Raw genomic sequence first — 25,220 nt, forward strand, 5'->3', positions numbered from 1 at the left:
TTCAGATATTTTTAGTAAACGACAGGAGTGAATGTTTCAAATTTCACTCCCCTGTCACGCAGCACCAGGGTATCAGTAAAGTTGTGTGTTGTTGTTCCGAAATCGACTTGGTATTTCAGATGCAATACATCTCGTTTTTGATTACCCCACATATCGCCCTTCTTTACAAATGTACCATTACCGGTAACCGTGTAGGCAGCTGTAGCCGGCCCTGCAACCGTACACTTGCCGGTATTATCAAAGTTCAGTACTAACTGAAAAGGCGCATTGATATTTCCTTTATTCTTGGCGTTCAGCGAAATACTATCCTGCGTCATTGATTTGGTAAACAGATTACACACTTCATCCTTTTCAACAAATGTATTGCGATACACTACTGTTGTATCTAATGCAGTGTTGCCGCCACTTCCCTTTACTTCGTCTACACCTCTGCGTAAGTAAACACCGTGGAAAGGATTCACATATTTAACAGCATACAAAACAAAGTCCTTTGGAGAAACTCCCCAGTCGCCTGCCAAACGGGGATCAGGAGATGTTTTTGTGGTTGAACCTCTCAGAACAGAATCTGCATTTGCGACAGAAACAATCTTCAACGGAATAACAAAGGTGTTTTTAATAGCCCGTGGATCAGCAAAAAATGCATCCGTGAGTTGAACCTCAATCCCTCCCATTACTTTGCCTGCCGGAATAACAATCTTCATGTCTTGTGGCAACGTATAATAATTGCTTGGCATAGCAACAACATCACTTCCGTTGGAAGAACCAAACTTAAGCCTTTGTGTAAGTGTGTTTTCCAATGCAACTGTAAGCGTGATATTTTTTTTGTTTTCATACACGCCGCCCATTGTGGCCATGATCAAAAACTTGTGCTGATTATCCAATGTGTTATCAATAATATCTTCTCCAAGTACAAGCGTTCTTACCGGCGATTGATAAGGGAAATACACAGTGCTGTATTTGTAGTCTGGGAACTCCCATTTTTTATTACAGGCAGTTACGATCAAGAGCAATGTAAAGGATATTAAAAAAACTCGTTTCATATTCTTAAGCATTAAATAATTATAGATAGGTGTTACCACCCTTTGTTTTGTTGAAGGTTGGCTTTTAACGCCTCAGTTAACGGAATAGGACCATAGTACATGTCATTTGTATATTGTCTGTTTTCAACGTTCTGTATGCTAAACACATTGTTGTTAATAGTAACTCCTTTTGCGGGCTCAGTGAGATTTGCTTTCCAGCGACGGAGATCCCAAAAACGAAACCCTTCAAAACATAATTCTAATCTTCTCTCATTACGAATCAAATTACGCATTGCCTCTTTTGTAGTAACGGATGCCAGATAGTTATCCGGCTGTGCAATTCCTGCTCTTTTCCGGATAGCTGCAATGATGTTGCGGGCAGAGAGCCCATGTGTAGTTGTTCCGTCGGGTCCCCAGGCTTCATTCGCCGCCTCAGCACAAATCAAAAATATCTCTGTATACCTGATGTGAACAGGGTAATGCTTTTGCGTTGAACTCGAAGCCGGATTCGCATTTACATCTTCCCGTAATAACTTACGCAGATAGTAACCGGTTCTTGTTGATGTAGGAAGTATGTTCACTGCATCATTGGTAGGAGCATCGGTTTTTGTAAAAATTGTTCTGTTTGAAATAGTACCACCATTTACCACGATATAGTTTCTTAACCTCGGGTCACGGTTGGCGTAGGGGCTTGTTGCAACATAACCACTGGCAGGATCTGTTATTGGTAATCCATTGGCCATTGGAAATGCATCTACAAGATTTTGTGTTGGGTTCACTCTTCCGCTTCCAAAAAGTGTTGGAGGGAAATTGCTGATCTCTAAATTATTTGTGTTAACAATATTGCCTCTCCACAACATTTCACGTTGTTCGATTGGGGAACCTGCAGATGGGTTGATATTAATTGCATTTACATTCGCTGCCGTGTAAAACAAAGCGCCTTGCGGATCTAAGCCATTGATACCTCCATTCAAATTAAGAATTTCACTTGCATAATTTGCCGCATTTTCCCATTTGCTGGCTGTTGCCTGCGGATTGTATGCGGGACTAGCTGCGAGCAACGCTGTTTTTGCTTTGATTGCTTTTAAAATCCTTCCAGATACACGTTGTCTGCTGAAGGTTCCAAACACACGGTTATAATCTGCTACCGCCATGCTGCTATATTTTGCAGGTAAATGTCCGGCAGAAATATTGACATAATCGAGTGGTAAATATTTTTCTGACTCTGCAAGATCAGTATAGATCTGCTGTATACATTGATCAAACGTATTACGTGGTTTTTTAAAATCAGAATTTGGTTCAAGCGCTTCGGTAATAATGGGCACGCCCATCAACTCACCGCCGGAAGTGTAACCGGCATGTGCCTGAAGCAGATTGAACATAAAGAGTGCTCTTAACCCGTACACTTCTCCTTTCAACCGATCTGTAAATAACGTACGCACATCTTTACTTGTGGGCGACCAGTTTACACTATCAACCTCCCTAAGAAACAGATTCAAATACAAAATTGCTGTATAAGAATTATTCCATTGATCAACGGGATTGTTGGCTGCAGACCATGAACCAGTGGCCATATTCAACAACGGATTAAACTTATCATTGGTTACTGCATCGTCTGTAGCTACTTCGTTAAACGAATATCCATTTGTTGGAAGCCTTGTATACGCATTCATCAATATGCCCTCTGCATAATAAGGATCAGCATAAATATCTTCCAGTGTGCGATGGTTATCGTCCAGTGGAGCAAGTGTTTTTTTACACCCTCCCAGCACTAAACCAACAACAAAAAGTATCAGTAATTTTTTAAACATGTTTATCATTTTACTACGTGAGATCATACTTTAAAATTTGGCTCTGATTCCGATATTGAAATTTCTGAACTGTGGTGTGCTGGCAACTGCCAACTCAAGAATTTTCCGATTCTGCGAGAACGTATACAAGTTGGCACCTGAAACGTACACAACCACATCCTTTACAAATGCGCTACGTAAAATTGTATTTGAGAAATTGTATGTAAGCTGCACTTTGCTCAGGTTAAACCGGTCAGTTTTATATAACCAAAAATCAGAATTGCGAAAATTGTTGTTATTCTGCTGTGAACTCAGGCGGGGATAAGTGGCGGTGGTTTTTGTAGCTTCTGTCCATCTGTTGTTTACAACTTCAGAATATTTAAGATCACCGGTTACCCAATAGTAATTGTTATTGGTAATACCATTAGCTCCGTTGTTACCTGTACCCAGTACGAATAAGCTGAAGTTTTTATATCCAACGGTGAAGTTGATTCCGTAGGTAAAAGGAGCAATGTAGCGACCGATCATTATTTCGTCTCTGCCATCAATTACATTATCAGCATTTTGATCTACGTATTTAATATCCCCCGGCTTTACTTCACTAAACAATTGTCGTGGGCTGCTGTTGATGTCGTTTTGATCCATAAAGAAACCATCATTCACAAGACCAAATATGGCATCAGCAGGCTTGCCGGTTCTGTTCTGATAATCATCCAGAAACAGTTCGTCACGTTTTGTAACTTTTGATTGTGAGTAAGTAGCTACAGCTCCAACGTTCAAATGAACATCTCCAAATTTCTTATCAAGATTCATCATCAAATCAAAACCGGTACGTTGATTTGTATTGTAGTTGGTATAAGGGATGAACGTACTGAAATAGTTTGGATACTGTGAAAAACGCTGTGTAAGAAGACCAGCCATTTGTGTCCTGAAAAAAGTTGTTTGAAAAGTCAGCAGATTATTAAACAAAGCTCCTTCAAGACTTGCATTCAACTCTTTTCGCTGTGGAAATGAAAGATTAGGACTCGCACCAAATCGAGAAGTGGTTGTTTGGTTTTGCCCTGCAACCCCATCGTTCCATGTAAAAAATCCACCTCTTTGATAAATATCGTTATACAAATAGTAATCGGCGATATCGAGGTCGGTGCTTAGAATACCTGCAGACGCAGATAGTTTCAAATAATTAACTGCTTTGGAATTTTTCAGAAAATTTTCTCCACTAACTAACCATCCTACACTCATGGTTGGAGAAAAACCTGTGCGGTTACCATCGGGCAACTTTGTTGAGTTTACATAAGCTCCGCTAAAGTCGGCCCAATATTTATGCTTGTAATTATAACCAACTTGTAAACCCAGATGCGAATTGGTAATTGGCTGATAGATATCATTTACAGAAGTAGATGAAGTATAACCCAACAGTTTTGCAGAAATATTATGATTACTGTTGATCGTTTTATCATAGCTTAACCAGGAAGAAAAACCAATGTTCTGCCTTTGCGCCGAGTTATTGATATTTTGTGTACCCGGGCGAGCGTCTTCCCCAAATCGCTGGCTCGAACTTAAAGATAACGAGTCGGCATTCGCATTCCATATTGGGTTGTATACTGCGTATGTGTTGTTGATCGATTGCAGATAAGAATTTGCATAATCCAAATTGAATAACGTATGAAACGATAAGCCCTTCAACACAGAACCAAGGTCTGCATTGATTTCATTTGTTACCTGAAATACACGACTGATGTTGATATCATAACCTGCAACATACAGATCGGCGATGGGGTTTGTTTGAAAACCTTGCAAGCCACCCAATAAGTATTTACCGTCAATCAGATTACGACTCGCATTTGCTAATCCCAGCGATACTTTGTCGTTAGGCGAAATTAAATCGATAGGAATAAGCGGGGTAAACCTGTTCGGCAATAATGAAGCAGCATTGCCCCAATAGTTACCACGTGCTCTGCGACTTTCACCGAAAATTGCTGACACATAAACAGAGCTTGAAATTTTATCATTCAACTTCAAATCAACATTACCTCTTACATTCAAACGATTGTCATTTTCATTTTTACCTTCGCCGATGTTCAGCAAGGTGGAACTGTTTGTCCAACCAACATTCGAATAAAATCGTGCATTACTGTTACCACCCGAAAATTCAGCATTCGCATTTGTGAAATTCTGATATTTTTTCAGGTACTGTGATGAGTAATAATCTACACTTGGAAAACGAAATGTATTTCCGGTGCGATGATTTTGAATGGTAGTAGCGCTGTAAAGATCTGCAAGGCCATCATTACGACGTGCTTCATTATACAACGTCATGTAATCAGCAGAATTGAGATAGTTAGGAAGTGCACTCGGCATACCAACACCTGTGTTTACACGTACGCCGATTTTACGGCCATTCGCTACTCCCTTCTTTGTTGTGATGAAAACAATGCCTTTCGCTGCCTGGCTGCCATAAAGTGCAACAGCATTTACTCCTTTCAACACAGAGATCTGTTCTACCTCGTTGAGAGTGATGTCGCTAAATTCACGACGTACACCATCAATCATAACAATCGCATTCTCCAATCCCCAAATATTATTACTCCATAATAAACCAGCTACCCTTCCATTCATACCGCCTTCAACGTTGAGGTTAAAGTCCTGATCAATATAGGAGTCTGGATTTAAAGTACTGATAGCTCCTGATACATCCTGTTTCTGAATCTTTCTAAAGGGCAGATAAACTTCTTCCTGTGATCCACTGTTTACTGCAAGACTGATGCTTGCCGGAATTGCCGTAGCTCTCAAGGTTTGCATTTTGAACCCCTTGGCGGTTAACACTACAACAGAATTTGCAGCTACTGTAATCGAGAATTTTCCGGCATTATCCGTATAAGCTACGGTTTTGCCCTCGTTACCCGACACTATTACTCCTGAAACGGGATTACCCTTATCATCATAAACAACTGACGTGATGTTAACCTGGGGAACATCCTGCGCTTTCAACTTCATGACAAAGCAAGAGACAATCGCACAGAATACCACGCATATTTTAATATACTTCATTAACTAGGTTTTAAGGCTTAAAGAGTTTCGTTTGTGCTTAATCGATATCAATCTTTGATTTGTTCCTGTAATCAATCGATGTTCATTACCATCCCGGATTTTGCCCGAAGCTTGGATAAAGATTCACCTGGCTTGTTGGTAAAGGCAGCCAATTGTGTTTCTTTTCAAACACTCTTGTTACAACAACTCTTTCTCTGAGATTTATGGGTTTGCCGTTTGTACCACGGTCAAAATCAATAACCGTTTTTTCAACATATTTTTTCTGATCCGCAATATTCCATCGACGAAGGTCGTGCCAACGCAAACCTTCGAATGCGAGTTCAACCGCTCTCTCTCTCATGAGTTCACTCATAAATGCATCCTTTGAACCAAGGAACCTCGCATCTACAGGTGGTACACCTGCTCTTTCTCTGATTGTATTAACAGCACTTACCGCTGTTAAACTATTTGGGTGACTGCTTTGCGGTGTTCCATATCCTTGCAATACCGACTCAGCATACATGAGATACACATCTGCTAAACGCAGATAAGGAATTACAATGTTGATATTGTTCCATTCATTGTCTGTATTGTTACAACCGTCTGTTACAAACTTGCGAACAAGGTATCCGCTACGGCTTGCTGTATTATCAAGGCGCAAATTTCCACCGTTATAAAGATTGGCAAAACGATAGGCCGCATTAGCAGTACCACGAATTAATCGTACACCATCGTAAGTAATTGACTTGTAAAAACGTGGATCACGTCCTGTCCATGGATCGTTTACATCGTAACCAGATCCTGCTTCATCAATGGGGAGGCCATTGGCCATTCCAAAATAATTTACATAGTTTGCTGCCGGTGATGAAATACCTGCTTCTCCACCTAATGGTGGTGGTATAAACATGTTCACTAACGACCAGCGTGATTTCCATCCTACATAAGTTGGCGGTCCAAAAATTACTTCAGGATAACCCGGATGTTTTGAGTAGTTGGAGATCGTAAACCAGTTTTCACTGTATTTATCCCAAGGCAATAATTTATGATAGGATTCACCCGTCTCCGACATTTTGATTACTCTCGCAAATGCATCTGCTGCCTGCTTACACAACTCCACATCATAACCTGCATTTCCGGTAGATGACTGATTCATCATTGGGCTTGCAGCATAAAGTAGGTTTTTACCTTTAAAGCCGAGTGCCATTGATTTTGTTACACGTTGCTGGTTATTACCCAACGTTGCCTGACCTACGGGAGAGTTATCCCAATTGCTTGGCAATAAAGCTGCAGCATCTTCAAAATCTTTTGCAGCTTTAAGTGCTGTTTCCCGATAGCTTAATCTTGGTAATTCAAGCCTTGCTGAACTGGATAACACCGTATCGATATAAGGTAATCCACCCCAGAAACTCATTAACTGAAAATGAAAAAATCCACGGAAAAATAATAGTTGTCCTCTTATAACATCTTTTTCGTTTTGCGTTGCATTACTCAGCATATCAAGATTTGCCAAACCCAGATTGGCTTTACGTATACCATACCATGCTAATGGCCACAAGCCTTTATCATGACACTCGTTCGGGTTTGTGGTAGCCGCTCTGTCGTCGAGCCAGCTATTATCCCAGCCACCTCCACCGGTTTGCCAGGCCCGGTAATTACCATTGTCGAATTCAGAACTGAGCCTGTAATTTGCGTTAGTTGTTGACAAAATATCGTCACCCATATTCCATTCACTGTTCCATGTAGATTTAGACATGTCTGGTAAACAGGAATATAACTCTTCGGTAAAACCTTGAAAGCTTCGGAAATTGGTGAACACGTCTTTCTCTGAGATGTTTGCATCCAGTGGCCGATCAAGATATTTTTTACAAGACGGTAATCCAAACACTATAAGTATAATACTTGTAGCTAAGGCTAATTTTACAGAATTATTCATAATCATAGTATTTATCAATTATAAACTGAGGTTAATTCCAAAGTTGATCCGGCGAACCGTTGGGTATGCTCCCTGACCGGAGAAATTGCTTGAACCAACATTTGCTTCACGATCATCGGGCATCTTACTCCAAAAAAGAAGGTTATTACCATTTACATAAAGACGCATTGATTGAATACCTGTTTTTGTCAACCATAATGGATCTAACGTATACGATATTTCCGCTGTTTTTAAACGAACATAAGAACCGTCGTAGTTGAAGAAATCGCCATAACTATATAACCGGGATTTCCATCGGGGAAGTGGTGAAGCAGCATCTGTATTCTCTTTTGTCCAATAATCTCCTTGTTTGAAAACAGAGTTCAGATTTGCAGCGAAGTTTGTTTGCGCAAGATTCCTTGTTACATTATTAACTGCATAGAATTGAACGAAAATTGAGAAACGTTTGTAATCAAATCCCACGCTGCCGGTGTATGTATTTTGAGGACGTTCCGGATAGGCGTAGGGTACATTATCAAAATTGTTAATTACACCATCACCATTGAAATCAATCAGATTAAAGTTGCCGGGTAATTTGTTATTATCGTTTTGATCCACAACACTGCTACCGTACACTTCATCCCACGTATTGTAATAACCTGAACGCAATTGCGATCTGTACTGTCCGATCTGATAACCCGCCTGCTTTAAATAATCATCCAATAATTGAGGATCGTCCCGATCGATGATCTCATCCTTTGCATGCGTTATGGCTACATTTCCCCATAAACGCATCTCTCTTTTGCTGCCAAAGTTTTTGTTGAACTTCAATTCAATTTCATATCCTTGTACAATTGTTTTACCCAGGTTAGATGTTGGTGGTGTACCGCCGAAATAAGCAGGCACCGCTCTTTGAGTTCCCGCTACTAACACGTCGGTTCTTTGATCTCTGTAAACTTCGAACGTACCTTCAATCAGTCCTCTGAATAATGAGAAATCTAAACCGATATTGGCCTTGGCCACTGTTTCCCAATGGATATCCGGATTACCAATTGTATTTTCTCTGAACCATACATAAGGACTGTTTGCATTGTTATCACCCATTCGTGATTGACCTCCAAAGGCCCACTGTGTTAGATAAAGATAATTTCCACCAATAGCGTCGTTACCTACCAGACCGTACGAACCACGGATCTTCAACGTGGATACCCATGGCAATTTGTCCATGAACTTTTCATTCGTCAATGTCCAACCTACTGCGGCAGAAGGGAAAAAGTCGAACCTGTAATCAGGACCAAATCTTTGTGAACCGTTGTAAGCTCCGTTGATCTCAGCAAAGTATCTGTTTGCAAAATTGTATGTGCTTCTAAACACCCAGTCTTCACGAAACTCAGGAAACGAGCTGCCCTGTGCATTTTCATTGCGCATAAACAAGCCCATGGTTGTGATATTATGCCTTCCGATTTTAGCAGAATGATTCAGTTGTAACTGATACACACGCCTTCTTCTTGTTTGTCCATTCTGGAAAGCATCAGGACGTACTGACCATTGCGGTAATATATAATCGAACTGATTAGGACCTGCTGTGTTTCTGTATTGCACTCTTCCGTCAGGAGCGATCCATTTAACGATCGCACTTCCATCATCAAATTGACCACCTTGCGCAACAAACGTATTATCTAAAGAATACGAACCTCTAAACGAAAGGTTTTTTACCAACATCCCCAGATCCTGTGTCAATATAAAATCGGTTGTCATCTGCGTAGTCTTCGTATTTCTTACCCCGTTGTTTGAAAGTATGTGTGCAGGGTTATTGGTTGACACTGGATCAAGCGGATAATAACCAAAAGCACCATCACTGTACTGCGGATAAAAAAGATCGGGTGCAAGACCATAAATTCCCTGATACCATGAATATTCAAAACCGCTCCATGTATCCTGTCTTTTTCCATAAAGTGTGGAAATGTTAGTTGAGAGCGTAGTACTTTTTGTTAGTTTGAAATCAAGGTTTGCACGAATATTTAACCTGTCGTAAAAAAATCCCGGCTTGTAACCTTTTCCATTGTCAGGGATTTTCATAATGTCGCCTTCATGAAGAAAATCTACAGAAGTAAAATATTTTACAAAACTTGATCCGCCTGAAATATTGATGTTGGCATTTTGTGCCATCGCCATTTTCTTTAATGACTCAGCCTGCCAGTCAATATTGGGATATTGCTGTGCTTCTTGCGCATTTGCAGGGTTACGATATTTATCAATAATTGCCTGCGGTGTATAATCTTGCCAGGATGCCGGACTAACGCCCAACTCCCGTTCGATCGCCATATTTCTGATTGTTAACGCATCATATGCATCGTACTTCTCGGGCAAACGAGAAGGAACTTTCATTGTAGAGTTAACTGTAATATTGATGTTTGCTTTACCTTCTACACCTCTTTTAGTAGTGATAAGAACAACACCGTTTGCACCTTTTACACCAAACACGGCTGTAGCAGATGCATCTTTTAATATCGAAACACTTTCTACTGAACCAATATCAACTCCAGCCATAGGACGTTCAATACCATCTACTAAAATGAGTGGTCCTGCACTGTTCCATGTTCCCTGACCCCGTATAAAAATGAGCGGATCTTCAGCACCCGGCATACCTGTTCCCTGTACAGTTATAACGCCCGGTACATTACCTGTAAGTGCGGCACCTATATTGGAAACACCACCCGCACGCTGAAGTACTTTACCTGTTGTTTGAGTAATGGCACCAACAACGCTTTCTTTCTTCTGTCGACCATAACCCACCACCACAACGTCTTCTAACGTAGAGCGTGCAACACTTAACCTTACTTCGATGATATTTTGGTCTCCTACATTCACTTCCAACTCATCCATTCCAACATAACTGATCAAAAGCGTTTTGTCTTTTGATGGAATTGTTATTTTGAAATTACCAGCGGCATCGGTTGTAGTTACAATAGCGGTACCTTTTACCTTAACGGTAGCCCCGGAAAGGGCAACACCAGAAGAATCTTTAACTGACCCCGAAACCGTTTGTGCACTTACTTGTGCCATAACCGGTAACCCCGCCAATAAAATCCCGAAAAGAGCAAGTGTCAGCTTATGCAGCCAGTTGTTTGCCACGCATTTCATACTTGATTTTTTTAATTTATAGAAAGCCTTGATTTTGACATTTTATATAACATTCCTTCCTGAATACTTTGTGGTTATTCGCTCACTTCATCTTCCTGTAACTACTCCTATCGTTTCTCAATAAGTAAATCCTTTTTTATTGCCGGATCTTCAGGTGTGTTTCATAAGCCTTAGCTAATGCCGACTGATTGACTCGTTCCTATTCTTATTTCAGAGATGAACCAAGCAAGTGGCTTCTCAAACGTTGCAAATGTTTTTCGTAAGCCTTTTCTTTTCTTCTGGTTGAATCGCTCACTGTTTTGTTTCGTAAATTCTCAAACATCATCATGCGGCTGAAATAATCAGGATATTGATTCAATAGCATGTTCAATTTCTCTTTGTCGTTGCCTGCTTCGCCATTTAATTTTAAACTGTACAATATCCAAAGTCGCTGATCCAAAAACATTACTGTGTAGCTTTATATAAGCATAGACAGCGGAGAATTTAAAATGTACTAAAGACATTTATTTTTTATTTGAAAGAACTTTTGCCGGTCCGAGAGGAAAAGACCGTCGATCGAAAAGTTGTCACCAACAAACCTGTAATCCGCTTAGTCTGTTTGCAAAGGATTACCGCCACCTATCAAATTTGGAATAGCCAAACCACATCGGGCAGAAACCCGGTACGACAGTGCATTTCCAATTTTTTTTGTAGCAATTGACATTTGATTACGTACCGTAAAAACAGAAATATTCAATACAGCCGCTACTTCTTTATATTTTAACCCCTCTTCCTTTACTAATTGAAACACAATTTTACATTGGGTAGGAAGCCCCTGCACCACTTGTTCGATTCCTTTAATTGTTTCATTTGAAATAAACAGATCTTCCGGGCTGTTGAACTCAACAACAGTTTCCATATCTACATCATGTAGCTGGGATGCCGGGTTTCTTGCATTTTTTTCGATATAGTTGAGGGAAAAATTCCGGGCTGTGGTATAGAGGTAGGCCTTGAGATTATCGATTTGAAGAAGCTGACTTCTGATCTGCCATAATTTAATAAATACGTCGGAGACAATTTCTTCTGCACCTTCCCGAGACTTAACGAGGGAAAAAGAAAATCGATGAAGACCATCAAACAAAAGCATATACAGTTCCTTATATGCACGCATGTCCTCATGTACAGCAATTTGGCGTTGCAAATCTTTAACTACTTCCATATGGCAATTAGTAATGGTAAACTTGAATCACATGCAATGGCATCACGAAAACTTTCCCTGAATGCTCAAAGCAGCTGACTCAACTTTAATGTTTGGTTATCTACACAATCGTTCGAATACCGGTTAAAACACGGCTGGCAAAGGGCTCAAATGTTTATTTTGAAAGCTTTGCGTTTGCAAGAATCCAACCGGGTAACACTTCAAATTTTTTTCAGCAATTCAAGTAAAAATCCATCGGTGCTAAAAAACTCTTCTTGTGTATCCAAAACTAATTTTTGAATCCTCTAAGGGCTGGCTCATTTGTTGAAACTTATAGAACAAATGTTCAATTTTGATTTTATGCAACCGATTAGATTGATTGATATTCAGTTAGTTACATTTTTGCCTATTTTTTGAACAATGCGCAACTTTAGAAAACAAGTTTTACTTTAGCAGTTGTGATCGCTTTTTTGATTTGGATAAAAAATGGCACTGTGTGGATGTGTTTTACTTTCTGTTTAGTAGAAATTTTGTGTGCATCAGAATGAGCTCTTTTGTAAAATTTTGAAGCAAAGCAGCCTTTTGAGTGAACAGAAAATCTTGTTGAACCAAGTAACGAAATGAGTTTCCAAGTTGTCTTTCAAAACAAATGATCGCATCTTATTTTAACCGATGAGTTGCAGTTCAATTACTGCAGTATTGTGTAACATTTAAAGCAATTGCCTGCCGGCCCAAATGTCAAAAAATACATCTCTTTTACTTTTCTGCATATGTTTCTTCACCTGGCTCTCAACAGCCACTGCACAAGAGGATATCAATTTTACCTCACTAACCACAAAGGACGGGCTGTCGTCAAATAATGTAAACGCAATTTTAAGAGACAGGTATGGGTTTATGTGGTTTGCCACCGACGATGGATTGGACAGATTTGATGGCGCCAATTTTAAGGTTTATCGAAACAAACCAATGGATTCTAGCAGTTTGCAAGCCAATGAAATTTTATCGCTCCATGAAGATAAAGACGGTAATTTATGGGTTGGTACAAGTAGTGGATCTCTCAGCTTATACGATCGAAAAAAAGATCACTTCATTAATTTTCCGGCTAACTACCTGGGCAAAAATGCCATTCGGCACAATGTAATTCCAAGTGTTTGCAGCGACTCACAGGATAGGTTGTGGATCGGTCATTACGACGGCATAAGTTTACTGGATAAAAAAACGCAACAGATCTCAGATTTCACAACCAGCAATGGCTCCCGTTTTACAAAAAACTGTAACACCCTTTTTGAAGATAGCAAACAGAGGATGTGGATCGGAACTTCAGAAGGATTGTTCCTATATCTGCAAGAAACAAACTCTCTCACTCAATTCGTTTATTCTGCAAACGACCCAACTAGTTTAAGTAACAACCTCGTGCAAAGCATAACGGAAGACAAAGATGGAAATATATGGATCGGCACACATGACGGGTTGAATATCTTAGCTGAGAATGGTAAAGAATTTATCAAGTTCAGGCATACCGAAGGAAATCAACAAACACTCAACAGCAATGTAATTTATTCACTCGTTGCTGATGATTCAAATAAACTGTGGATCGGTACATCAAAGGGACTGAACATACTGGATCTAAAAACAAAACGCATTACAGGTTATACGTTTGATCCACGAAATACAAATAGTCTTTCAGGCAATAGTATTCGTTGTGTTTACCTTGCCAAAGAAGGTATATGCTGGATCGGTACATTTTTAAGCGGTATAAGCAAATATGATAAGAATCTTACCCTGTTTAATTTGGTACAAAGCAACCCCTTTGACAAACAAGGATTGAACGCTTCCATTGTTACATCGTTCGCAGAAACTAAAGATGGAAATGTTTTTATTGGCACTGATGACGGAGGGCTTAGTTTGTTTGATCCGAAAACAAAATTATTTCAGCAAATCAATATTAAGACCAGGCGTCCGGAAGGTAACCGGCTTGCGATCATGACCCTGACAATGTCAAGGAATCAGCAGTTATTGATCGGAACGTTCGGTGATGGGTATTTTGTGTATGATCCTTCATCAGGTAAATACGAACAGTTGCTACGGGGACCAAAACCGACAGACATTAATTCCAATCAGATCTATTGTATTAAAGAAGATAAAGCAGGAAACCGATGGATCGGTACTAACGGAAATGGTATTGTGGTTTTAACAAAGGAAAATAAGGCGTTATTCAAATTTACGCCTAACCCCACTTTGCCGAATGACATTAAATTACCTATCAACGGATACATTCGTGATATTTTGGAAGCTAAAAATGGCGAGATGTGGATTGCTACGCATGGTGGAGGAATCGCCGTTTATAATCCTATTTCTCAAAAATTTACGATTTACACAACTTTCAATGGAAAATTGCCGAACGATAAGGTTCTTACCTTATTGGAAGACAGAAAAGGAAATATTTGGGCCGGTACGTTTGGCGGAGGCTTGGGGTTATTTAACCGGAAGACAAGCGAGTTCATTTCTTACTCCGAGAAAGAAGGACTCAACAACAATAATGTCTACAAAATTCTTGAAGACAATAACGGGCTTCTTTGGATCAGTACAAACAAGGGGCTCAGCAGCTTTGATACAGACAGTAAAAAGATCAACAACTATAATCATCATAACGGCATTCAAAACAATACGTTTATTCGTGGATCAGGCTTACGAGTACAAAGCGGTGATTTGTTTTTTGGAGGCCACGAAGGTTTCAACTATTTCAATCCTGCAAATCTTAAACGGAATAAGATTATACCGCCTGTGATCTTTACCGACCTGAAAATTTCTAATACATCTGTAGTTCCATCGGAAGACGGACCCATACAGGAAAATATTACTACTGCTGCAGCAATAAATCTCAAGTACAAGCAAAACTTTGCAATAAGTTTTGTGGGCATAAACTATACTGATCCTGAACAAAATCAGTATGAATACAAGCTGGAAGGTTTTGACAGAGAATGGATCAATATCGGCAATGCTTCAACGGTATCGTATACAAATATATCTCCCGGCAACTATGTTTTTCGGGTAAGGGCAAGCAATAATAATGGTGTATGGAATACACAAGGAGCGTCGATAAAGATCAATGTACATCCCCCGTTCTGGCGCACCATTTACGCTTATCTGTTGTATGCATTGATCATTATTGCTGCACTTACCTATTTCCGCCACAGAAGTATTGAAAAAATAAGACGTAAGTATATACTTGAGCAGGAACGGTTTCATGCAGAGCAGGAACGGAAGGAAGCAGAACGATTGCATGAGCTGGACCAACTGAAACTTAAATTTCTTACAAACCTCAGTCATGAATTCCGGACACCTATTTCGTTGATACTTGGTCCTGTTGACAGCCTTATGAAAGAGGAAAAAAACAACGCTTTCAAGGTTCAGCTGAATATGATCAAGCGTAATGGCAAACGACTGTTGAACCTTGTTAACCAACTGCTCGACTTCCGTAAAATGGAAGAACAGGAATTAAAGTTGCAAGTAAAAGAAGGCGACCTTATTTTCTTTGCGAAGGATGTTTTTGATTCGTTCCAGGACTTGTCTGAAAGAAAGAAAATTAATTTTTCATTTACGTGCAGCATTGAAAAATTCAACACCTTATTTGATCACGATAAAGTAGAACGTATACTCTTCAACCTTTTATCCAATGCATTCAAATTTACATTTGAAGGAGGAGCCATCAATTTCGAAATTGAAAAGAGAAGTAGCAACACTACAGAGCAGGTGGAATGGATAGCGATGAAAATTCAAGATTCGGGGATTGGAATTCCACCCGATAAACAAGAAATTATTTTCGAACGCTTTTTTCAGAATACAACGGCTGAATCAATACTGAATCAAGGCTCCGGAATTGGGCTTGCAATTACCAAAGAATTTGTAAAAATGCATGGCGGGAAAATTGAGGTGGAAAGTGAAGTTGGAAAAGGAAGTACATTCACCATACATCTTCCCTTTGAGGAGTTACAAACAACAAACGAACAAGCGGTTCGACCATCTGAAACAGAATCAGAATTTACGGAGCCTGTCTTAATTGAAGAAGAGACAAAGGAATATGCTCAAGACAATCCCACATCAATCATCCCGTCAATTTTATTAGTTGAAGACAATGACGATTTCCGGTTTTATCTCAAAGAAAACCTTCGTTTACAATATAAAGTTTTTGAAGCTACCAACGGATTAGAAGGTTGGCAAAAAGCCCTGTCCGTACACCCAAGTTTGATTGTAAGTGATATTAATATGCCGTACATGGACGGCATTCAACTGTGCAAGAAAATTAAAGAAGATAAACGGACCGGTCATATACCGGTAATTCTGTTAACTGCTTTAACTGATGAAAAAAATCAAATCGAAGGTTTGAAGACAGGAGCTAACGACTACATCACAAAGCCATTCAATTTTGAAGTGCTTATAGCCAAGGTTAAAAATATTTTAGTGTTGAATGATACACTAAAGAATACCTATACAAAAAGAGTGGAGGTATTAACTCCCAAGGTGAAAGCAGAATCGTCCAATGACAAACTAATTAAAAAAATTGTACTTTATATCGAGGACAATCTTACAGACACGCAGTTGTCTGTAGAAACCTTAAGCCGGCATGTGGGCATGAGCAGAGGTACACTCTATAATAAATTACTTGAGTTAACAGGTCAAACACCCGTGGAATTTATTCGTTCAGTTAAACTTGACAAAGCTGCTGAGCTCTTAGAAAATAATGAGCTCACCATTGCAGAAGTAGCTTACTCAGCAGGGTTCTCCACTCCGAATTATTTTGCCAAAGCATTTAAGGCGAAATTTAATATGCTGCCTTCGGAGTATATCATCAAGAAAAGAAAATCAAACCAATAATGCGATATAGTAATCAGAATTCTATAAGATAAGTATGCACAAATACATTGGCATTGTTACATCATGCTTTCTTACTAATTGCCCGTTTCTTTTGTACAAGATACAACCCAACCGAAACCAGCAGCACACCCGCAACTGTGTAAAGACTGATCGGTTCGTTCAAACTAATTGCAGCAATAATAAATCCAAACACCGGACAAAGAAACAACCAGTAAGATGCAGTTACGGCATTTCGTTTCAACAACCATAACCAAAGCTGCACGGCAGCAATAGATACCGGAACAGCCAACCACAAGACCGGACCAAAAAAATCCATATCATACCGGTTGAGTTCTGCTTTGTAGGTAAACAGTAAAACAGGGAGGAGTAATACACCGCCGATCAATGTTTGCCAACCATTGATGGTAAGAATATGCAGATCGGTCCATTTGTTACTTGAAAAATAAATAGCGCCGACAGAATAAGCCAACATACTCACCAGCATAATTAGAATACCATTGACCGTTGCAAAACTATTTTGTAACAACGGCCATGCAGCTACAACCACACCTGCACTGCAGAGTAATAAACTCAGCCAATGTTTTACGCTCATCTTATGATCGAATAAGGCAGCAGACAGAATGCTGATGAGTACAGGGTTAACAGCAACGGCCATACTTCCTAACCCTGCCGATACTTCCTGCATGGCCACCACGTATAAACCGAGATACAAACTGATATTGAGCAAGCCGTAAATGGAAACAGCCAGCCATTCTTTTTTTTGCGGTAAGCGTTTGCGCCAGATAAGGTGTACGAAGATCAACATGCCTACGCCACCAATGAAGAAACGGGCTACTGCTATTACAAATGGTTGTGCTGATTGCAAAGCAATTTTAGTAGCGGCTGCGGCCGATGACCACAACAACGCAAATAATACACCCGCCAAAAGATATTTCCCGTTCATAAAGAAAATGAAAAAGGAAAAATAGGAACAAATCGGTTTTTCAACGATTCTATTTTTTGGGAGCAGTCACTAACGTTGTATCGCTTGCGAGTGCAGGGACCGTATATTTTCCTGAATCAAGTTGTGCAGCTGGAAACGATTGATGCAACAGCACCCAATCAGCAGAACCAACAGCAGTTTGATAGAGATATAAATGTTTTAATTTTTTCAAACCTTTTAATTGCATTACTCCCTGTGCTGTAACTTTTGTACCGGTGAGATTGAGCGATTGCAGTTGTTGTAATGATTGCAGTTTCAACAAGCCTTTGTCAGTGATCGTTGCATTACTGAGTTGCAGACGGGTAAGAGTTGTTAGTTTAGAAAGTACATCCATCGATGCATCGTTAATAGCTGCATGATCTAACTTCAACCATACAAGTTGTTTGCTCAACTGTTGAAGTAATTGCAGCAATGAATCAATACCATTTGTAACCGCAACAAAATTTACGGAGAGATAATTACTGTTTTGTGCAACAGGGATCACAATTACACCTGCTTTTTTTAACCGGTTGATGATGGCTTCATCCGCTTTCGCAACAGGTTCAACCGGCACATCTGCTACTTTCTCTTCGTTATCGGATGAACCTGCCTGCAACGACAGTAATACCGGTTTTATTTTTTCAGTTTGCGGCAGCTCTTTTACTTTCTTATTAAAATGAGCACCCGAATTCACCCACCAATGCAACAACGAAATTTCCTGAGCAGTTAATTGTGATTTTTCTTTCGGTGGCATGTGGTCTTCGTTATCAACCGGCAACAACATTCGCTTGATCATTTCACTTTCATCTGCATTGCCCGGCTGCATGGTATATCCAGTCTTACCGCCTTTAACGATATATTCCTGTTGATCAAGACGAAGTTTTCCTTTTTGCTTGCTTGCTCCATGACAGCTGTAACACTTTGCTTCAAGCAACGGTTGCACTACATCTGTATAAACAACTGCCTCCTGAATATTGGGAATTGGCTTGATAGCTGTGCCTTGTTCCGCTCCACTTTGCAGTCCCTCGGTTAAATAGTTTGAACCATGTGTCAATGAACCACCGAGATGTCCTGTAACAGTTATCAACGCAATGATAACTACAGAAACAATACGTGTCGTTTTCACAGAAATTGAAAATCGATACAATAACCATAATACAAACGATACAACAGCCGTAGCAATTCCTAGCCATTGATGACGACCCACCAACTGTTCTTCATAATCACCACTCAACGAAAGTATATAACCACTGATGCAGGAGAACACAGCACCCAACATTCCCCAAAACAAAATAACGGGAACGGCTGGCTGCAAAAAAGCGAATTTTGCTTTAACAGTAAGCAGTTGAAAAAAACAAGCAAGCAATAAAATGCCAATAGGCAAATGCACAAGCACTGGGTGAAAACGACCAATGAAATCGGGAAGTGAAAGAAACATAAAAAAGCGGTGAGCTTTGAGCTGTGAGCTACGAGTTACGAGTCTTACAGCAGTAAGCGTTTGGGTTAATGAGTTACTGTTTTATTTGTTTAGCTTATTCATAAAACTGATAAGCATTTTCTGCTCTTCATCAATATCTTTTAGCATTTCACTTCTTAACTTCGCATCGCCATAGTTTACAGCTTCTGCGATTAAAAGCTGCGTTTCTAATTCAAAAGTTGAACCTAATGAAATTTCAATGAAGCGGTTATAGTCCTTTTCACTGCTTCGGCTGCTTCCCTCCGCTATATTTGATGAAATAGAAACAGCTGCTCTCGTTATTTGAGATGATATGCCGAATCGCTCCTCCTTAGGAAATGCTGCAACGAGTTTAAATGAATGAACGGCAATTTGAAATCCCTTGTGCCAGATCTTAAGATCTTTGAAATTTTTCATACGCAAATTTTATAGGTGATAAAATAATAACTTGTAAACGACCCAGCTCAAGGCTCGCAGCTCATCGCTCACAGCTTCTTACCCGTATCTCTTCCGCAACAATTTCATCATATGCACATTGATTGCCCATTGATCAGCCACCGGCTGTTGTGTATAAGGAAGCGTGGGCATATAACCGGGCGGACCAAACTCCGTTAAGAAGGTTAATCGCTCACCGTTTTTCTTTTTACGTTCCGCTACTTTATCCCACCAATCGAAATGTTGTTTCACCACCGCTTCCCATTCAGGTGCACGGGGATCATTTACCTGCGGCCCTTCGGCATAACCAATGCGTGCATGAATATGCTCCACCCGTTGCAATGCCAGGTCAATTGTTTCCTTTTGATCACCTAACAAACTCTCATGCACATTGCACCAATGCGATACATCGAAAGTCAATTTCAATGAAGGAATTTTTTCAATGAACTGTCTTGTGGTATGCGCTGCAAACATGATCCGTGACCGATGCGTTTCATGACAGATCGTAATTCCCGTTTCATTTGATAATTGTGTAGTATGATCAACAAATGCTTTTGATTGTTCAAAGCTATAGTGATCTCTTCCGGAATGACAATTGATGTACAACGGTTTTTGAAACGAATTTTTTGCTGCGGCTATCGTTGCTTTTTTAAATGTAGCAAGATGTTCGTTGTAATCGGTTTGCCATCCACCGCACAGAAAACCAACTTCCAGTGCATGTTTTTTCAATGCAGCAAACAGATCAGTTTGTGCTTTTGCATCATCGGGCCACCATATCTCAATGCCATCATAGCCTTCTTTTTTAGCAGCAGCACAAAACGCATCAACAGTTCCCTGAAAACCCCAGTCGGTAGCCATCACCGTTAGTTGAAAGCCGGGAGCAGACACAACATTCAATTTCGTTTGTGCGTCCACGTCATTCACTGAAGCAAGAATCGTTGCTGCAGCAGCAGAAGTTGACGTTTGTAAAAAGTTTCTGCGATTCAATCAGTTTAATTTTAAGAGTTTCAATTTGTTGGATTGACGACAGGCCACAGCTGATCAACCACTCATCGTTCATCACTCATCCTCAAGCGATGATATCACGAATCACATTTCCTTCTACATCAGTCAATCGAAAAGGCCTTCCCTGGAATTGATACGTAAATTCTTCGTGATTAAATCCTAACTGGTTTAAAATAGTTGCCTGTATGTCAAAGGCATTTACTTTTCCACTGATAGGACTGTAACCGATCTCATCTGTTTCGCCATGCGTTGTACCGCCTTTTATACCGCCACCGGCCATCCACATCGTGAATGCTTCTGTATGATGATCTCTTCCTTTGTATGGCGCATCCGAACCGTTGCGATTTTCCATCATAGGTGTACGACCAAACTCTCCGCCCCACACCACCAATGTTTCTTCCAGTAATCCACGTTGTTTGAGATCCAGTAACAATGCAGTAATTGGTCTGTCAACCGTTTTGCATTTATTCACCATACCAATGTTCACCGCATTATCTGCATGATCACCATGTGCATCCCAACCCCAATCAAACAACTGTACATAACGAACACCTTTCTCTACGAGTTTTCGTGCAAGCAATACGTTGTTGGCAAAACATGCTTTGCCGGGTTGCGTGCCATACATGTCGTGAATATATTGCGGCTCATCATTGATGTTCATTACATCGGGTGCCGTGATCTGCATCCGATAAGCCATTTCATATTGAGAAATACGTGAAAGAATTTCGGGATCATTGTACTCTGCATACTCTTGCATGTTTGCCTCATTGATCGCTTCGATCGAAGCTTTCCGCAAATCACGACTCATTCCATGCGGATCTTTGATAAACAAAACAGGATCGCCTTCGCTCCGACATTGCACACCTTGATAAACCGACGGCAAAAATCCACTACCCCACACACTCTTACCTGCATCGGGAAAACTACCACCACTTGTTAATACCACAAAGCCGGGCAGGTTTTGATTTTCTGTTCCTAAACCATAGGTTACCCAACTGCCAATACTTGGCCGGCCCAACCGTGCACTGCCTGTGTGCAATAACAACTGTGCAGGTGCATGGTTGAACTGATCGGTTGTTACTGCTTTTAAAAAACTGATATCATCTACAACAGTTGAGAGATGCGGAAGATTTTCACTAACCCATGCACCACTTTGTCCGTGCTGTTTAAAATTTGTTTGTGGTCCCATCATTTTCGGAACGCCACGAATGAAAGCGAATTTTTTCCCTTCCAGTAATGAAGGCGGACAATCCTGTCCATCCATTTTCATTAACTCCGGTTTGTAATCAAACAACTCCAGTTGCGAAGGAGCACCAGCCATATGTAGATAGATCACACTTCTTGCTTTGCCAATGAACGGTGGCGATTTTGGCAACAATGGATGTGCCGGATCAAACACAATTGGATTGGTGCCTGCAGTTTTATTTCCACAACCACCAAGTAAAGAACCCATCGCTAATGCACCAAGTCCCATTGCACTTTCTTTTAAAAAATGCCGGCGTGTATGCAACCGAAGCTGTGCTTCCTGGGCCTCTTTCACCATCCGTTGTGCATGTAATTCTTGTTGAGTCATAGCTTCTTCTAATTTTTCATAATCACTTCATCAATATTCAACATGGCGTTTGCCACTACTACCAATGCCGCTGTCTCCGCATTGTTGTGTTCATCATCTTTCCCAATCAATTCACGTGTTTTTGTTTGATCTGTTTTAAACTCAGTGAATGCCTTTTGATAGAGACTGGTAAATGTTTTCAATTTTGCTGCATCAATTTTTTTGTACAGCATCAGTTCATATCCTTTTGCAATTTGCTGTTCGGGATTTTTTCCTGCTTCTTTCTGCATGCGGTATGCAAAATGTCGTGACATATCAAGATATGCTGAATCATTCAAGGTCACCAACGCCTGCAATGGTGTGTTGGTACGAATACGACGGGCATTGCATACCACTTTCGCAACACCATCAAACGCAATCATCGATGGATAGGGAGCCGTACGTTTCCAATATGTGTACACTGCTCTCCGATATTGATCTTCACCTTCACTTGTTTTCCATTTATCGCCGTTGTAAGGTGATAACCAAATGCCTTCCGGCTGCCAGGGCATTACACCGGGGCCATACATTTTATTACTCATGGTGCCGCTGATGCATAAATGTTGATCACGTATTTGTTCTGCACTCAACCGCACTCGTGGACCACGTGCATAATATCGGTTGAACAGATCCTTTGCTTTTATTTCTTCGGTAAGTTTTGAGTCCTGCATGTAAGCAGCACTCATCACCAATTCTTTCAATAATGCTTTCATGCTCCATTTGTGATCGTTCATCAATTTCCACGAAAGATGATCCAGTAATTCCTGGTGTGTGGGCGGTGCTCCCTGCGTACCCATATCTTCCAATGTTTCTGCAATGCCTGTACCAAACAACTGTTCCCAAAAACGATTCACCAATGTGCGTGATACCAATGGATTCTTTTTATCTGTTAACCACATCGCTAATCCCAAACGATTTTTTGGCGCATTGGCTGGCATTGCAAAAGCAAATGTTTGCGGCACATCCGGCTGCACTTCTTCTCCTTTACTCGTCCACGCACCACGTTCAAACACATTACTGGTTCGCCACATCCACGAAGGATTTTCAACCATCACCGGTGTGGTAACAGGATTTGCATCTAAGAGTGTACGATAAGCCTGATTGATTTTTGCAAATCCAGGTTCTGTTTTTCCTGGTAACTCATTCACGAATGCAAACCAATCGAAAATGAGTGCAAACTCTTTACTGTTGGCAGGCAATGTTGCATTTTCATACGTTACATATACATCATGAATGCCCTGTTGCGGTGTAAACGAAAGGAAGAACTTTTGAAATTTATCCATCTTCTGCAACGGTACACTAGCAAATACCGGTCCTTCCGGGCTATCGGTACGGAATTTTAATACGCCTCCCTTTATTCTTGAAATGAAATTAAATATCAGTTGATTTGAATGCTGCAGATCGATGCGTTTTAATCGTGCCGAAGAATAATTCAGCATCATCAACGCATAATTGTTATTTCCAATTACTGCATTGTTCAAACTATCGGCCGTAGTTGAATTAACTGATGGCTGCCAGGTACGCAAAAAAAGTTTCACTCTGCTTGCTTCATCTTTAGAAGCATATCGCTGTACCCAGTTCACAACTTCGTTCAACGTTTGTTTCAATGTATCGTTGTACTCCCGCAGCAATGGATATTCAGCAGGTACATCTTCATCTCTTGTGTTATTGAAGTACGCCAAAAATTTATAGTACTCAGCATGTTTGATCGGATCGTATGGATGACTGTGGCATTGCACACAACTAAATGTTGTACTCATCAATGATTCCCATGTTGTATTCACTCTGTCAATCACTGCTGCTGTTCTGAACTCTTCATTATCCGTTCCGCCTTCCATATTATTCATGGTGTTGCGGTGAAAGGCAGTAGCAATGTATTGTGCATCGGTTGGGTCTGGCAGCAGATCACCGGCCAGTTGTTCCACTAAAAATTCGTTATACGGTTTGTCTTTATTAAATGCATTGATAAGCCAGTCTCTGTATTTCCAAATAGTGCGACCTTCATCTGATTCATAACCTTTGGTATCAGCATATCTTGAAAGATCGAGCCAGAGTGATGCCCATCGTTCACCAAAACGTGGTGATGCCAGTAATGAATCAACCAACACTTCATATCCTTTCTCATCTGTACTTTGCAAAAATTGTTTTGCAACAGCCTCGGATGGATACATACCGATCAAATCAAGACTAACTCTTCTTAATAATGAAGGTTTGTCGGCTTGCACAGAAGGTTTCAATTCCAGTTCTTTCAGTTTTGCAAAAATGAATTTGTCAACATCATTGTGTATCCATGGATCAGTAACATCCGGCAATTCGGTTTCTTTCACCGGCAGATACGCCCAATGGTCACCCCACTTTGCACCCTGTTTGATCCATTGCTTTAAAATCTTTATCTCTTCCTTACTTAACGGTTCATGTTTGTAAGGCATCCGCTCTTCCGGATCGTTCACTGTAATTCTTCTGATCATTTCACTTGCGTCGGGATCACCTGGAATGATCGCCGGCTTTCCCGACTCCGTTTTGGCTAATGCTTCATCACGAAACAATACACTAAAACCGGCTTTTGCTTTTACACCACCGTGGCAGGAAATACATTTATTATTGAGGATGGGTTTTACATCGGCACTGAAATCAACTGTACGTGATGGCATCAGGAACAAATAGCCTGCTACCAGTACAATGAGCAACCCGATAATAAGAACCGTTTTTTGTTTGAAGAATGATTTCATACAGCAATACCCTGTTAACTTGTGCCTTCAATTTACATTTATTTTCCTTTACTGCTTCATCAATTTGCACAAACGATTGTACAACTAAATAAATGG

The 25,220-nt window shown here is 40.4% G+C and carries 14 protein-coding genes and 1 pseudogene; 2 read left to right on the forward strand and 13 right to left on the reverse strand.

Annotated elements, in window-relative coordinates:
- Positions 1–11: 11 nt before the first annotated feature.
- From WG989_RS00900 to WG989_RS00930, 7 genes are all read right to left on the reverse strand, one after another.
- A complete protein-coding gene (locus WG989_RS00900) occupies positions 12–1,040 on the reverse strand; it encodes a DUF5627 domain-containing protein (RefSeq protein ID WP_340426647.1) in 1,029 nt (342 codons plus the stop codon).
- 32 nt (positions 1,041–1,072) lie between these two features.
- A complete protein-coding gene (locus WG989_RS00905) occupies positions 1,073–2,830 on the reverse strand; it encodes a RagB/SusD family nutrient uptake outer membrane protein (protein WP_340426648.1) in 1,758 nt (585 codons plus the stop codon).
- 30 nt (positions 2,831–2,860) lie between these two features.
- Complete coding sequence (locus WG989_RS00910; RefSeq protein ID WP_340426649.1) at positions 2,861–5,860, reverse strand: SusC/RagA family TonB-linked outer membrane protein; 3,000 nt, start codon at positions 5,858–5,860, stop codon at positions 2,861–2,863.
- Between the two features lie 85 nt (positions 5,861–5,945).
- Positions 5,946–7,772 carry a RagB/SusD family nutrient uptake outer membrane protein gene (locus WG989_RS00915; RefSeq protein ID WP_340426650.1) on the reverse strand — a complete coding sequence of 609 codons (1,827 nt, stop codon included), beginning with the start codon at positions 7,770–7,772 and terminating at the stop codon, positions 5,946–5,948.
- A gap of 18 nt (positions 7,773–7,790) precedes the next feature.
- Positions 7,791–10,895, reverse strand: coding sequence for a SusC/RagA family TonB-linked outer membrane protein (locus WG989_RS00920; protein ID WP_340426651.1), 3,105 nt, complete (start codon positions 10,893–10,895; stop codon positions 7,791–7,793).
- A 205-nt stretch (positions 10,896–11,100) separates the two neighbouring features.
- A complete protein-coding gene (locus tag WG989_RS00925; protein ID WP_340426652.1) occupies positions 11,101–11,334 on the reverse strand; it encodes a hypothetical protein in 234 nt (77 codons plus the stop codon).
- A gap of 150 nt (positions 11,335–11,484) precedes the next feature.
- Positions 11,485–12,093, reverse strand: a complete 609-nt coding sequence (locus tag WG989_RS00930; protein ID WP_340426654.1) for an RNA polymerase sigma-70 factor — start codon at positions 12,091–12,093, stop codon at positions 11,485–11,487.
- Positions 12,094–12,807: 714 nt separating this feature from the next.
- On the opposite strand from WG989_RS00930, the pseudogene WG989_RS20930 reads away from it, so the two are divergent.
- Both WG989_RS20930 and WG989_RS00935 read left to right on the forward strand, forming a co-directional pair.
- A pseudogene (locus WG989_RS20930) lies at positions 12,808–12,978 on the forward strand (two-component regulator propeller domain-containing protein); the annotation flags it as partial.
- A 60-nt stretch (positions 12,979–13,038) separates the two neighbouring features.
- Complete coding sequence (locus WG989_RS00935) at positions 13,039–16,947, forward strand: hybrid sensor histidine kinase/response regulator transcription factor (protein ID WP_340426655.1); 3,909 nt, start codon at positions 13,039–13,041, stop codon at positions 16,945–16,947.
- Between the two features lie 61 nt (positions 16,948–17,008).
- On the opposite strand, the gene WG989_RS00940 is transcribed toward WG989_RS00935, so the two are convergent.
- From WG989_RS00940 to WG989_RS00965, 6 genes are all read right to left on the reverse strand, one after another.
- Positions 17,009–17,890: a DMT family transporter gene (locus tag WG989_RS00940; protein ID WP_340426656.1), complete on the reverse strand. Its 882-nt coding sequence runs from the start codon at positions 17,888–17,890 to the stop codon at positions 17,009–17,011.
- Positions 17,891–17,939: 49 nt separating this feature from the next.
- A complete protein-coding gene (locus WG989_RS00945; protein ID WP_340426657.1) occupies positions 17,940–19,346 on the reverse strand; it encodes a c-type cytochrome domain-containing protein in 1,407 nt (468 codons plus the stop codon).
- An 81-nt stretch (positions 19,347–19,427) separates the two neighbouring features.
- A complete protein-coding gene (locus tag WG989_RS00950; protein ID WP_340426658.1) occupies positions 19,428–19,781 on the reverse strand; it encodes a four helix bundle protein in 354 nt (117 codons plus the stop codon).
- Positions 19,782–19,859: 78 nt separating this feature from the next.
- Complete coding sequence (locus WG989_RS00955) at positions 19,860–20,786, reverse strand: TIM barrel protein (RefSeq protein WP_340426659.1); 927 nt, start codon at positions 20,784–20,786, stop codon at positions 19,860–19,862.
- Positions 20,787–20,868: 82 nt separating this feature from the next.
- Positions 20,869–22,377: a DUF1501 domain-containing protein gene (locus WG989_RS00960; protein ID WP_340426660.1), complete on the reverse strand. Its 1,509-nt coding sequence runs from the start codon at positions 22,375–22,377 to the stop codon at positions 20,869–20,871.
- An 8-nt stretch (positions 22,378–22,385) separates the two neighbouring features.
- The gene (locus tag WG989_RS00965; protein WP_340426662.1) at positions 22,386–25,124 is read right to left on the reverse strand and encodes a DUF1553 domain-containing protein; all 2,739 of its coding nucleotides are present in this window, start codon (positions 25,122–25,124) and stop codon (positions 22,386–22,388) included.
- Positions 25,125–25,220: the final 96 nt, after the last annotated feature.

Origin of the sequence: Lacibacter sp. H407, from assembly GCF_037892605.1 — a bacterium.
GTDB lineage: Bacteria > Bacteroidota > Bacteroidia > Chitinophagales > Chitinophagaceae > Lacibacter.